The organism is Hymenobacter algoricola, from assembly GCF_039539525.1.
Classification (GTDB): Bacteria; Bacteroidota; Bacteroidia; order Cytophagales; family Hymenobacteraceae; genus Hymenobacter; species Hymenobacter algoricola.
On the sequence record NZ_BAABDH010000089.1, the window covers coordinates 1 to 11,455 of the forward strand.

At 64.5% G+C, this 11,455-nt stretch carries 11 protein-coding genes; 6 read left to right on the forward strand and 5 right to left on the reverse strand.

Translation table 11 applies throughout. The features are described from left to right. The first annotated feature begins 555 nt into the window (after positions 1-555). A complete protein-coding gene (locus ABD842_RS14345) occupies positions 556-1,539 on the forward strand; it encodes a pyruvate dehydrogenase complex E1 component subunit beta (RefSeq protein WP_345115243.1) in 984 nt (327 codons plus the stop codon). 76 nt (positions 1,540-1,615) lie between these two features. Here ABD842_RS14345 and ABD842_RS14350 read toward each other — a convergent pair whose 3' ends face one another. Next, entirely contained in the window at positions 1,616-3,028 is a 1,413-nt protein-coding gene (locus ABD842_RS14350; RefSeq protein ID WP_345115246.1) for a hypothetical protein, read from the reverse strand. Between the two features lie 183 nt (positions 3,029-3,211). On the opposite strand from ABD842_RS14350, the gene ABD842_RS14355 reads away from it, so the two are divergent. After that, complete coding sequence (locus ABD842_RS14355) at positions 3,212-3,787, forward strand: DinB family protein (RefSeq protein ID WP_345115249.1); 576 nt, start codon at positions 3,212-3,214, stop codon at positions 3,785-3,787. A gap of 43 nt (positions 3,788-3,830) precedes the next feature. On the opposite strand, the gene ABD842_RS14360 is transcribed toward ABD842_RS14355, so the two are convergent. Next, the gene (locus ABD842_RS14360) at positions 3,831-4,280 is read right to left on the reverse strand and encodes an acyl-CoA thioesterase (RefSeq protein WP_345115252.1); all 450 of its coding nucleotides are present in this window, start codon (positions 4,278-4,280) and stop codon (positions 3,831-3,833) included. A gap of 142 nt (positions 4,281-4,422) precedes the next feature. Continuing rightward, positions 4,423-5,151 carry a class I SAM-dependent methyltransferase gene (locus ABD842_RS14365; RefSeq protein WP_345115255.1) on the reverse strand — a complete coding sequence of 243 codons (729 nt, stop codon included), beginning with the start codon at positions 5,149-5,151 and terminating at the stop codon, positions 4,423-4,425. A 125-nt stretch (positions 5,152-5,276) separates the two neighbouring features. Here ABD842_RS14365 and ABD842_RS14370 point away from each other — a divergent pair, with 125 nt between their 5' ends. Continuing rightward, positions 5,277-5,663: a hypothetical protein gene (locus ABD842_RS14370; protein WP_345115258.1), complete on the forward strand. Its 387-nt coding sequence runs from the start codon at positions 5,277-5,279 to the stop codon at positions 5,661-5,663. Here the strand turns inward: ABD842_RS14370 and ABD842_RS14375 are convergent. Both ABD842_RS14375 and ABD842_RS14380 read right to left on the reverse strand, forming a co-directional pair. Beyond that, a complete protein-coding gene (locus ABD842_RS14375; RefSeq protein WP_345115261.1) occupies positions 5,660-6,727 on the reverse strand; it encodes an aldose epimerase family protein in 1,068 nt (355 codons plus the stop codon). The genes ABD842_RS14370 and ABD842_RS14375 overlap by 4 nt on opposite strands. Positions 6,728-7,408: 681 nt before the next feature. Beyond that, a complete protein-coding gene (locus ABD842_RS14380) occupies positions 7,409-7,747 on the reverse strand; it encodes a thioredoxin (protein ID WP_345115264.1) in 339 nt (112 codons plus the stop codon). Between the two features lie 176 nt (positions 7,748-7,923). Here ABD842_RS14380 and ABD842_RS14385 point away from each other — a divergent pair, with 176 nt between their 5' ends. From ABD842_RS14385 to ABD842_RS14395, 3 genes are all read left to right on the forward strand, one after another. Then, positions 7,924-9,534 (forward strand): sensor histidine kinase, encoded by a 1,611-nt coding sequence (locus ABD842_RS14385; protein WP_345115266.1) that lies wholly within the window; start codon positions 7,924-7,926, stop codon positions 9,532-9,534. Further along, complete coding sequence (locus ABD842_RS14390; RefSeq protein WP_345115268.1) at positions 9,512-10,558, forward strand: response regulator; 1,047 nt, start codon at positions 9,512-9,514, stop codon at positions 10,556-10,558. The genes ABD842_RS14385 and ABD842_RS14390 overlap by 23 nt, the downstream gene beginning before the upstream one ends. A 453-nt stretch (positions 10,559-11,011) precedes the next feature. Next, positions 11,012-11,200 carry a hypothetical protein gene (locus ABD842_RS14395; protein ID WP_345115271.1) on the forward strand — a complete coding sequence of 63 codons (189 nt, stop codon included), beginning with the start codon at positions 11,012-11,014 and terminating at the stop codon, positions 11,198-11,200. The last annotated feature ends 255 nt before the right edge of the window (positions 11,201-11,455 follow it).

Here is an 11,455-nt window from a genome sequence, read left to right on the forward strand (position 1 = left end):
ACGGAATTTAAGGGTCGAAATTTTGCTGCACTTATAGTAGCGGTTAGCAGGCTGCATAACAGTAAGTTACGCCCATTCTCTTGACTTCTGCTTCCTAAGCCCCTCAGGGAGATGCCATTGCCCTGTTTTGCCCCGCTACCACCAAACACGCGGAAGCAAACGAATCAGGAGAACACCGAGTTGGCACCCTCGCTTACCATCAAATTATCGTTGCGTTGAAGTGGCTGGAAGCAAACCAGATGACTCATTTGCTTATCAGTTGGTCAGAATCTGTAAACGTTGGCCAGCGCCTGTGGTCGGCCAGCTATTTGCTGCTACGTGACCACCCAAAAGCAGAGCAGGTCTTGACTGTTCTGGCTGCCGGTAGTGGCACTCATGGGTTCATTGCTGAAACGACGCGGCAGGAATGGCGGGCCGGAAGATTAAAAGGGATTTACCCAAAGGGCCAATAGTCTCATTTGCCCAACCGCCCTACTCGTCGTAGCTTTACCCGCCGGTTTCGAGCCGGCTTTTTCTTGCCTTGACCTTTCGAGTTTCTGTCAACCCATAATGACTATGCGGACCATCCAATTCCGGGAAGCCCTGCGTGAAGCCCTCAATGAAGAAATGCGCCGCGACCCGCGCGTGTTTCTGATGGGCGAAGAAGTAGGCGAATACAACGGTGCCTACAAAGTAAGCCAGGGCATGCTCGACGAGTTCGGCCCGGAGCGCGTAATTGATACCCCGATTGCCGAGCTCGGCTTTGCCGGCATCGGCGTGGGCGCGGCCGCCAACGGCCTGATTCCGGTTATCGAGTTCATGACCTTCAACTTCTCGCTGGTCGCCATCGACCAGGTAATCAACTCGGCCGCCAAGATCTACTCCATGTCGGGTGGGCAGTACTCCTGCCCCATCGTGTTTCGCGGCCCCACCGGCAACGCGGGCATGCTCAGCAGCCAGCACTCCCAGAACTTCGAGAACTGGTACGCCAACTGCCCCGGCCTCAAAGTCGTGGTTCCCTCCACGCCCTACGACGCTAAAGGCCTGCTGAAAAGCGCCATCCGCGACCCGGACCCGGTGATTTTCATGGAGTCGGAGCTCATGTACGGCGACAAGGGTGAGGTGCCGGAAGAGGAATATTTGATTCCGATCGGCAAGGCCAACGTGGTGCGGCCCGGCAAGAGCGTGACCATCGTGAGCTTCGGCAAAATGATGAAGATTGCGCTGACGGCCGCCGACGAGCTGGCCAAGGAAGGCATCGAAGCCGAGGTTATCGACCTGCGCTCCGTCCGCCCGATTGACTACGACACGCTGATTGAGTCGGTGAAGAAAACCAACCGCATGGTGGTGGTGGAGGAAGCCTGGCCGCTGGCCAGCATCAGCTCGGAGCTGGCCTACATGGTGCAGCGCCGCGCCTTCGACTACCTCGACGCGCCCGTGCTCCGCATCACCTGCATGGACGTGCCGCTGCCCTACGCGCCGACCCTCATCGAAGCTTCGCTGCCGAACGTGGCGCGCACGGTGCAGGCGGTGAAGGAAGTGCTTTACCAGAAGGCGTAGCGGCGGCTTTTCGTCCTCCTTCTTCTCTTCCGTAAAGCGCCCCGGCCAGCAGTGGTCGGGGCGCTGTGCGTTGGCGCTATTCCTCGGCCCCACCCAGGTCCCGCAGGACCCGCAGATCGAAGCTGCGCTGCGCGCTGGTCTGCGCCGAGAGCGTGGTGCAGGCGCCCACAAACAGCACGTAGGCCCCGATCAGGACTACCTTTTTCCGGCCCGACCACCGGGCGGCCGCCCGCGCGTGCGGCAGCAGGCCAAAGCAGAATACGGCGTAGAGCAGCAAGTGCAGCGGGAGCAGAAACCGGCATTCCATGGCCATCGGCACCGTCACCAGGGCGGGCGGCAGCAGGCTGGCCAGCAGCAGCAGGTGCCGCCGGCGCAGGCTCCTGAGCGAATGGGCCAGCCCGACCAGGGCGCCAAACCACACTGAGTAGTGCAGCAGCGCCAGGGCCCGCTGCCGGTCGGCCACCCGCCGCACGTACAGGGAGGCATACTGCACGTCCAGCCCGTTGAACAGGTGGCGGCCGTAGAGGGCAGCGAATTCCAGCGGCCGGCGTCCTACTTCCCGCAGGTAGGCCGCGTAGCCCGGGAAGTGGCGGAGGGAATCCTGGCGCAGCAATGCCTGCCCCGCCGGATCGGTATAGAGCAGCTTGGGCCCGGGCACTGCGGGGTCGAGCGTCGTTTCGTACTTCTGCAGCAGCACTCCCCAGCCCAGCTGCGACAGGTACAGATTGGCCGCCGGAAAACGGTTGTCGCGTGAGAGCACCAGCGGGCTCCACTGCCCGTGGTGCCGCCCGTTGATCAGCAGCTGGGGCGTGCTTACCAGGGCAAAGCCCGCCAGGAGCGCGGCCACGGCCAGGCCGCGCCGACCCGCGCCCGACGTCTCCACTACTGCCAGCACCAGCACCGCCGGCGCGGCCAGCAGGTATACCGGCCGGATATTGACGGCCGCCGCCAGCAGGCTGCCCGCCACAACAAGGCGCGCGGCCCCGGCGCCCGGCACCAGCCGCAGGCCGACCAGCAGGGCCAGCACCGCAGGAAAGTCGGACAGGGGAAAGTTGAAGTAGTCGCGCCAGAACAGGAAGCCCAGCGCAGCAAACGCCCCCCGTGCCGACAAGGCCAGGGGTACCGCGGGAAACAGCCGGCGCCACAGGGCCGGGCCGGCCCAGCCAAACAGCAGGGCGGCCGTAGCGGCGCCCATGAGGCGGGTGGCCAGCAGCGGCGCCACGCCGGTGAAGTGGACCAGGGCCTTGGCCGGCAGGTTCAGCAGCGCCAGCAGGTAGCCGCGCAGGCCGTCGTCGTAGGCCAGCAGATGGAAGTGGCCGGACCGGAAAAAGCGCTCGGTCAGGTGCCAGTAGTTGCTGGCGTCAAAGACCAGCGCCGGGTAGCCGGAAGCGGGCAGGTAAACCAGATAGCTCAGCAGGAGCACGACCACCAGGGGCCAGTCGTGGTGGCGCAGGGCGACGAAGCGGGAAGAAGTAGGTAGCGGTAGCAATACACAGCAGATAGGGGCGCCTCTTTACGCAGACGACGCACTTAAGGTAACAGGCGGATCAGGCTGGTCAGGCCGGCCGCTGGCCCCGGCGCGGCGGCGCGGGCTTCGGCAATGGCCGCGGGGTGGGTATTTTACGTACCTTTTGCCCGAACCTCCCTCCTTCTCCCCGCCTACCTCCGTTCCATGAATCACCGTCTGCACCTTCGTCTGGAGCAACTTGAACAAGCCACCACTCGCTTGCTGGACATGGCCCAGGCCCTGGGCGACAAGTCCCACCAGGTGCCCGGTCCGGGCCAGTGGTCGGCCGACCAGGTAGTGCAGCACCTGCTGGTGGCCGAAACCGGCATCGGGCAGTACATCGACAAGAAAGTCCAGCAGGCCGAAGGGCTGGACAAAGCCGGCCTGCTCACGTTTGTCAAGTCGCGGATGCTGCGCCTGGCGCTGCGGCTGCCGTTTCTGCGCTTCAAAGCCCCCAGGTACCTGGCCGCGCTGACGCCCGACACCGTGCCGACCCTGGCCGAGCTGCGGCCGGAGTGGGAGCGGGTGCGCCGGCAGCTGGAGCGCACGCTCAACGAGTTTCCCAGCCCGCTGCTCAACCGCATGATTTTCAAGCACCCCCGCTCGGGCATGCTCAACATCTACCAGACCCTGGACTTCATGGTCGACCACGTGCTGCACCACCAGCGCCAGCTGGAGCGGATTACCAAAGCGGTAGCGGCGCCCGCCGGTGCGGACGGAGCCCGGCAACGCGGCCGGTAGGTGCGCAGCAGCCCCGCCTCAGGACCGGGCCTGATACCTGCTCCTAGTCCTTCGCCGGCCGCTCAATGTCGGCGTACGACTCGTGGCGGGGCATCTGGCGCATGGCTTCCACCATGTCGGCGGGGGGCACCATGAGCTTGCGCTGGCGCAGATCCAGCCACGCGCCATCCACGGTAATGGTAGCCGCGGCCCGGCCGTCAGCCTTGAAGATGGTGTGCAGGATGCGCCAGCGGGAGCCGTCGGCACTCAGGCCCACGGCTTCGGCCGTCACCCGGATGGCCTCGCTGATGCCGACTTCCTTCAGAAAGCGGGTGTCTTCCCGGAACAGAATCGGGCCCATGGCCAGCTCGGCAAAGCGCCGCATGGTAAAGCCGTGCTCGGCCAGGTACTCCAGCCGGACCTGCGCGGCATAGTCGGTGTAGGCCGAGTGGCGCATGTGGGCATTGGGGTCCATATCGGCCCAGCGGACGGTGTAGATTTTGGCGTAGTCCATCGGAGAAGTCAGAAGTCAGGAGCTAGGAGTTAGAATAACAAAGGGGAACCGGCCGCAAGCAGCAGAGAAGCCAGCAGCCACACCATCCAGCGGCAAGCCCGGTAGCTCCGGGCAGCTGTTGCGGCCGCCGGCAGCCCTCCGGCTAGCTGCGCAGCGTGAGGCGGACCAGGAACTGCTGCTGGTCGTCTTCGCCCAGAAACTCGGCTTCGTAGCCGGCGGCTTCGGCGTAGTCCTGCACGATGCCGGCATCGGCAAACAGCCAGTCGAAAGGCCGGCTGGCTTCGTCGCCATAGCTCAGGCGGTACTCCACCTCGCCGTAGTAGGGGCCGTTGAGGTTGATGACCAGGGCGCCTTCCTCATCCTCGTAGAGGTAGCTCACGTCGGAGGAGGTGGCCAGAATCTGGCCGCCGGGCGCCAGCAGGGTGCGGGCGTGGGTGAGGAATTTTTCCAGGCCGTCGAGTGTGCCCACCAGGCCCAAGCCGTTCATGAGCATCAGAATCGTGTCGAACCGCTCCCTGGCGGCCGGGGCATCAAACAGGTGGTGGCAGGCGGCTGCGCGGACGCCGCGCTCCTGCATTACCTGTACGGCCCCGGGCGAGGCGTCCAGGGCTTTCACCTGAAAGCCCCGGCTTTGCAGCTCCAGGCTGTGGCAGCCCGCCCCGGCCCCGGCATCCAGAATATGGCCCCGGCACTCTTCCAGCGCGGTGCGCTCCAGCTCGGGCATTTCCCAGAGGGAGCGGAAAAAGTAGCTTGCCGGCAGCTCCTCGTCCTCCGAGACGTTGCATTGCACCTGCAGGGCCGCGGCTTTATTGCCGCGCAAAAAAGCCATCAGGGCGTGGCCAACCGGATCGGGCAGGGAAGTTTGGGACATGGGGCAAAGGTAGCAGGAGTTTGGGGGAGCCGCCGGTCCGGCCGGCGGCTTTTTGCCCTTCAACGCATCCTTCCGCCGCGGGTCTGCGTTGGTGACTACAACCAAATACCGCGTCCTTCCCTCCTATGGCCAGCAACCTCGACTACCTCGACCCCACCCTGATTCCGCTCGAAGACCAAGTAAAAGCCTACCTGGAAGCCGAGGAAGAGCTGCGCAAAGCCACCGTGGAAGCCCGCTCCCTGCCCACCGATGACGCCGCGGAGCAACAGGCGGCCCGCGAGTTTGAGCAGCGCCCCGCCACCGGCAGCTTCGACCAGCACGCCGACGAGGTAGAGCAGCGCCTGCGCAACCTGCACGACAGCCTGGCCGAGCTGCGCCGCGAAATCATCGGGCTGCTGCCCGTGCGCGACGAGTTTGTGAAGGTAAACCTGGGCTACGGCCCCAGCCGCGTGGGCGCCTTTGCCGTGGCCGGCAGCAGCGGCCCCGACTACGAGCTGCGCATCGTTCATTAACCCCGCAGCTGGCCCTGCACGCCGAAGCGGTATTCCGTGGTGGTCTGATACGTGTGGCCGGGACGCAGAATGGTGCTGGGAAAAGCGGGCTGGTTGGGCGAGTCGGGGAAGTGCTGGGTTTCGAGGCAGAAGCCCGCGTGCTTACCATACCGCACGCCGTGGCGGCCCGTGAGCGTGCCGTCGAGGAAGTTGCCGGTGTAAAACTGAACCCCCGGCTGGTCGGTAACGACGTGCAGCGTCCGGCCCGAAACCGGCTCGTACACGGTAGCGGCCACCGGGCCGGGCGCCGCATCCAGCACCCAGTTGTGGTCGTAGCCCCCGGGCACCTGGCTTAGCCGGGCCCCGATCGGGTGCGGGGTGCGAAAATCGAACGGCGTATCCGCCACGGCGCGCAGCTCCCCGGTCGGAATCAGCGTGTCGTCGACCACGGTATAGCGGCCGGCCCGCAGCGTCAGCTCATGGCCCAGGATATCGGTGCCCGCGTCGTGGTTGAGGTTGAAGTAGGCGTGATTGGTCAGATTGAGCGGTGTGGCCTGGTCGCTCACGGCGGAGTAGGCAATGCGCAGCGCGTTGTCGTCGGTGAGTGTGTAAACCACCGTCACGTCCAGGTTGCCGGGGTAGCCTTCCTCGCCCGCCCGGCTGTGGTAGGTCAGCGTCAGCGTGGCGCCGTCGGGGCCGGAGCCCGTTTCGGCCGCCCATACTACTTTGTCGAACCCCTGGCGGCCGCCGTGCAGATGGCTGGGGCCGTTGTTTTGGGCCAGCTGGTACTGCCGGCCATCGAGCGCAAACCGGCCGTGGGCAATCCGGTTGCCGTAGCGTCCGATCAGGGCCCCGAAGTAGGGATTTGCCTGCAGATACGGCGGGCTCTGGTAGTCGCTTAGCGCCTCGAAACCCAGCACGACGTTGCCCAGCGTCCCGCTCCGGTCGGGCACCAGCAGGCTGGTCAGCGTGCCCCCGTAGTTGCTGATGGCAGCCCGGAGCCCGCGCGCGTTGGTGAGCGTGTAGAGCCGCACCCCGTCCCCCGTGGTAAGTTGGCCGAAGGCTGAAACAGTAGCAGTGGACATAAGGCGAGAGAGTAATAGTGCGGACGAAAAGCACAGCTGGACCAGGATGAGCAGGCAAGGTGGCCCCCGACCTTGCGCCTGAAAGAGAAAGCTGCTCCGGGATCAGGCAAGCCAAGGGAATTCGTCGCGCAGGAGTACGTTTTTGCTCTTCCGGAAAAAACGTGTCCAGTGCGGGGAACGGCGAGCCGGGCTCAGCCGGCAGCGCCGACGAAAGCCGGCGGGGGAAGGTACGCCTTCCCGCCGGGCAATACCACTGCGGTGAACGGATGATTTCTGGTCTTTTCAGTTGGTCAAACGCCCGCCGCCCCACGGCTTGAGGCGCCACCTGGCCCAATAAACCCTCCGCTGCTCTTTCGCGTGCCAGATTTCCCGGCATTCTACCCCGACCACCGCGCCCACTGGGAGGCCCTGCAAAAGCGCCTGGCCTCCTACTCTCTCGCCCCATGCCTGCTGCCACCGGCGGCGCCGGGTTCACGGCCAGGCACCAGGCAGACCGTCCCCTTTCGGTTAGTGCGCGGCCGTGGTTTCCACAAACTCCAGCAGCCGCTCCGTCAGTTCGGGGCGGATAGTGGGCCGCGGAGCAAACCGTGGGGCGAGGGCCGCCGCCGGCGCGGGTTGCGGCCAGAAAAACGGCTTTCCTGAGGCCGAAACAACCCGTACGCCTTCCCAAACACCCGGCGGCTAGTCGCTGGCCGCCCCGCAGACCGGCCCCAGCTTTTCCAGCAGCAGCGACCCAATACGCTCGCCTTCGGGCAGGCCGCCCTGGCGCAGCAGCTCCACGCCCTGGCGTACGAGCACGAAGCAGGGCAGGTCGGTGGCCTGGAAGCTGTGCACCACGCTGGGGTGGCTCACCTCGTCTACCGTCAGCACCCGGATAGCCGCGCCCACCTCCCGCTGCAAGCCGGCCAGCGCCGCCAGCGTGGCCACCCGCACCTGCGGGGCCGTGCCGATGGGCGGCAGCAGCACCAGCAGCATCGCGGCCTCGGCAGGCAGTAGAGACGGAGCAGGAGTGGCTGTCATCGGACCCGGGTAATTTAAGTAGCGGCAAAATTAGCGAAGCCGGGCCGCGGCGCGTATGATGCGCATCAGGCGGCCGGCTGACAATTATCAGGTTCGCACGTATTGCTGCCGACCTTGCCGGAACGCCTGGCCGGTGCGGCCCCGGTAAACCACCCGTGCCGGCCTACTGCTTTGCCATGCTTCCAAGCTTTTCCTCCGGCGCCCTGACCGCGCTGTTGTACACGCAGGCCAAAGAATTCTTTGGCATCTACGACCCCGCCCTGGGCTGGTTTACGCAGGTGAACCCGGCGGGCGTGCGCCTGCTGGGCTACCCCTCCGAGGAAGTTTTTCTGGCCGACCCCGACCATTCGCTGCGCTCCCCGCCCTGGACCGGCGCGCAGTGGGATGCCCTCTGCGAGCAGGCCCGACGCGACGGCCACCGGGCCGTGGAAGCGGAAATCCGGCGCCATACCGGCGAGGCCCTCAGCGCCTACCTGGAGCTGACCTACTTCCGGGACGGCGAACGGCCGTTCTTCCTGATTCACATCACCGAGCAAAGCCGCCTGCAGCAGGCCGAGCGCGAGCTGGCCCACAGCGTGCGGCGCTTCGAGGCCGTGTTCACCAACGCCACTATCGGCATCATCGTCTGCAACCAGGCGGGTGATATCGTGTCAGCGAACGGGCTGGCCGGGCAGCAGTTTGGCTACCCGCCGGCCGAGCTACTAGGCCAGCGCATCGAGGTGCTGGTGCCCAACGCCGCCGGCCGCCACCACCAGCAGCTGCGCGAGAGCTTCAACGCCCACCCGCAGGTACGCGGCATGGGCCAGCACCGGGTATTGCGCGGCCTGCGCCAGGATGGCACCGACTTCCCCGTGGAGGTGAGCCTGAGCTACTTTCACCTCGACGAGGAGCTGTACGTGGTGGCCTACGTGCTCGACGTGACGGCCAAGCACGACGCCGCGCAGGAGCTGGTGGCCCAGCACCAGCGCGTGGCCCGCCTCAACGCCGACCTGGAGCAAAAGGTAGCCGACCGCACCCACGCCCTGATGATTACGCTGGAGCAGCTGGAAAAGCGGGGCCAGGAGCTGGCCCAGGCCCTGGCCGCCGAGCAGGAGCTGGGGGAGATGAAGTCGCGCTTCGTGAGCATGGCCTCGCACGAGTTCCGCACGCCGCTCACCGGGGTGCTTACCTCGGCCGAGCTGATTGCCGACTACGCCCAGGGCCCGCAAAAGGAGAAGCAGCTCAGGCACGTGGCCCGCATCCGCTCCTCGGTGAAGCACCTGAACGACATCCTGGAAGAATTCCTGTCGGTGGGTCGCATTGAGGAAGGCCGGGTGGAGGCGACCCCCGCTACGCTGGAGATGGAGAAGCTGCTGGGTGAAACGGTGGCCGACGTGCAGGGGCTGCTCAAAACGGGCCAGCGCATCGAGTGCGAGGGCGAGTGCGCCGGCCTCATCCGGCTGGATGCCTCGCTGCTGCGCAAAATCCTGGTCAACCTGCTGTCCAACGCCATCAAGTATTCCGGCGAAAACACCGTCGTCCACGTCCACGCCGCGTGCCAGGACCGGCAGCTCACGCTGCGCGTGGAGGATCAGGGCGTGGGCATTTCCCAGGAAGACCAGCAGCACCTGTTCGAGCGGTTTTTCCGGGCCCGCAACGTGAGCACCGTGCCGGGCACCGGCCTGGGCCTGTACATCATTGCCAAGTATCTGGAGCTGATGGGGGGCACCATCGCCCTGCACAGCGAGCTGAACCTGGGCACCACCGTCACCATCACTATCCCCTATGAAAACCATTCTGCTGATTGAGGACGACGAGGTTATCCGCGAAAACACCGCCGAGCTGCTGGAGCTGGCCGGCTTTGCCGTGCTCACGGCCGAAAACGGCAAGCTCGGAGTAGAGCAGGCCCTGGCCACCAAGCCCGACCTGGTGGTGTGCGACATTATGATGCCCGTGCTCGATGGCTACGGCGTGCTCCAGATATTTAATCAGAATAAGCACCTGGCGGGCGTGCCCTTCATCTTCCTCACCGCCAAGACCGAGCGCCTCGACCTGCGCCGCGGCATGGAGCTCGGCGCCGACGACTACCTCACCAAGCCCTTCGATAAAGCGGAGCTGCTGAGCGCCATTACCGGCCGCCTCAACCGCTTCCAGCACCTCAAGCCGGAGTACGATCTGCAGCAGGGCGGCCTGGGCGAGTTTCTGGACGATGCCCGCGCCGTGGGCAACCTGGAAAGCCTCTCGGCCGACCGCAAAGTGCACGCTATCCGCAAAAAGCAGGACGTGTACCTCGAAGGCGACGAGCCCACGCGGGTGTACTTCGTGCAGGCCGGCCGGGTGAAAACCGTGAAAACCACCGCCGGCGGCAAAGAGCTGATAACCGGCTTCTATGGCCCCGGCGAGTTTTTTGGCTACCTGCCGTTGCTGCAGCACACCGCGCACAGCGACTCGGCCGTGGCCGTTGACGACGCGGAGCTGATCTACATTCCCAAGGACGACTTTACGCAGCTGCTGCTGCGCAACCCCGCCGTGGGCCAGCAGTTCATCCGCCTGCTGGCGGGCCGGGTGAGCGAGCGGGAAACGCAGCTGCTGGCCATGGCCTATAGCTCCATCCGCCGCCGGGTGGCCGACACGCTGCTGCGCCTGCACGAGCAAGCCGGGCCGGCGGGCAGCATTCAGCTCTCGCGCGACGACATGGCCGCCCTGGTCGGCACGGCCCCCGAGTCGCTGATTCGGACGCTGAGCGAGTTCAAAGCCGACGGGCTGCTTGAGCTGACGCCGAAAAATGTGCGGGTGCTGGCGCCCGACAAGCTGCGCCAGGCCCGGTGGTAGGCTGGTTGGGGTGTTTTCGGGAATGGAAAATGTGGTACGTTGAGGTACGGGAAGCGAGGTTCAAGTCTCAGACTTTACGTCTTGCAAACGACCGTTTGGCAGAATGTGAAATACCTTAGCGGCATGTTTAAATCACCCTTTTGCTAAACCTTGCGCGCCTTACGTGTTAGAAGCGCAGAGAGCTCCCAGCATTATACCTGTCCTCACTTCATATTTGTGCCATGCTGGACTTAAACGCGCCGATACTCCCTGGTCATTCAGCTGCTAGCATTCGGTTGGGGCAGCCCGTGGCAGAAGTGCTGCGCTACGCGCCTGCTCCTGTAATTGAAACGTTATCTACTGTCACGGTATACCGGTTTGGGGCCGTGGCAGTATGGGCCCGGGACGGGATGGTGGAACAGGTCGGCGTGTTTGACGGCTATACCGACCTTGCCTTCTGGCGTATGCCTGGGCATGCCCTTAGTCGAAGTACAGCGACGCATGGGGCCGGTAGTGGAAGAATGGGACGACACGCTGATGGTCGAAGGCAGCGACCGATGGTGTTTCGACACCAGCGCGTGGGCCAATGGTTGGGAAGTGGAACAAAACCTGGAAGCTCGGCTGGTCGAAATATTTGTGAACACTGCAAAGCAAGGAGAATGACGTAGCATTTACCGTTTTGCTCGCTTCCCTGAACGGAGCGCGTTTAAGGCACCACCGTTTTACTGAACACGGATACTACCTTTGCCGGTGTTTTAGAAGGCCAATGAAGAATCCACAATTGCTTAAGGGTTTGTTCTTGACGACTGGCTTAGATGTATAGTCCCAGGGAGAGATGGTGTATTTTCCGGGCTGGAATTTCGCACACACTTATGGGACAAATACTCCACGGCAGCGCCCGCACAACTTCGGCAATAC

Coding starts and splice junctions, on each gene's coding strand:
- ABD842_RS14360 (WP_345115252.1), bottom strand. CDS start 4,280: ATGGACTACGCCAAAATCTACACCGTCCGCTGGGCCGATATGGACCCC.
- ABD842_RS14380 (WP_345115264.1), bottom strand. CDS start 7,747: ATGACAGCCACTCCTGCTCCGTCTCTACTGCCTGCCGAGGCCGCGATG.
- ABD842_RS14385 (WP_345115266.1), top strand. CDS start 7,924: ATGCTTCCAAGCTTTTCCTCCGGCGCCCTGACCGCGCTGTTGTACACG.
- ABD842_RS14395 (WP_345115271.1), top strand. CDS start 11,012: ATGCCCTTAGTCGAAGTACAGCGACGCATGGGGCCGGTAGTGGAAGAA.
- ABD842_RS14345 (WP_345115243.1), top strand. CDS start 556: ATGCGGACCATCCAATTCCGGGAAGCCCTGCGTGAAGCCCTCAATGAA.
- ABD842_RS14390 (WP_345115268.1), top strand. CDS start 9,512: ATGAAAACCATTCTGCTGATTGAGGACGACGAGGTTATCCGCGAAAAC.
- ABD842_RS14370 (WP_345115258.1), top strand. CDS start 5,277: ATGGCCAGCAACCTCGACTACCTCGACCCCACCCTGATTCCGCTCGAA.
- ABD842_RS14355 (WP_345115249.1), top strand. CDS start 3,212: ATGAATCACCGTCTGCACCTTCGTCTGGAGCAACTTGAACAAGCCACC.
- ABD842_RS14375 (WP_345115261.1), bottom strand. CDS start 6,727: ATGTCCACTGCTACTGTTTCAGCCTTCGGCCAACTTACCACGGGGGAC.
- ABD842_RS14365 (WP_345115255.1), bottom strand. CDS start 5,151: ATGTCCCAAACTTCCCTGCCCGATCCGGTTGGCCACGCCCTGATGGCT.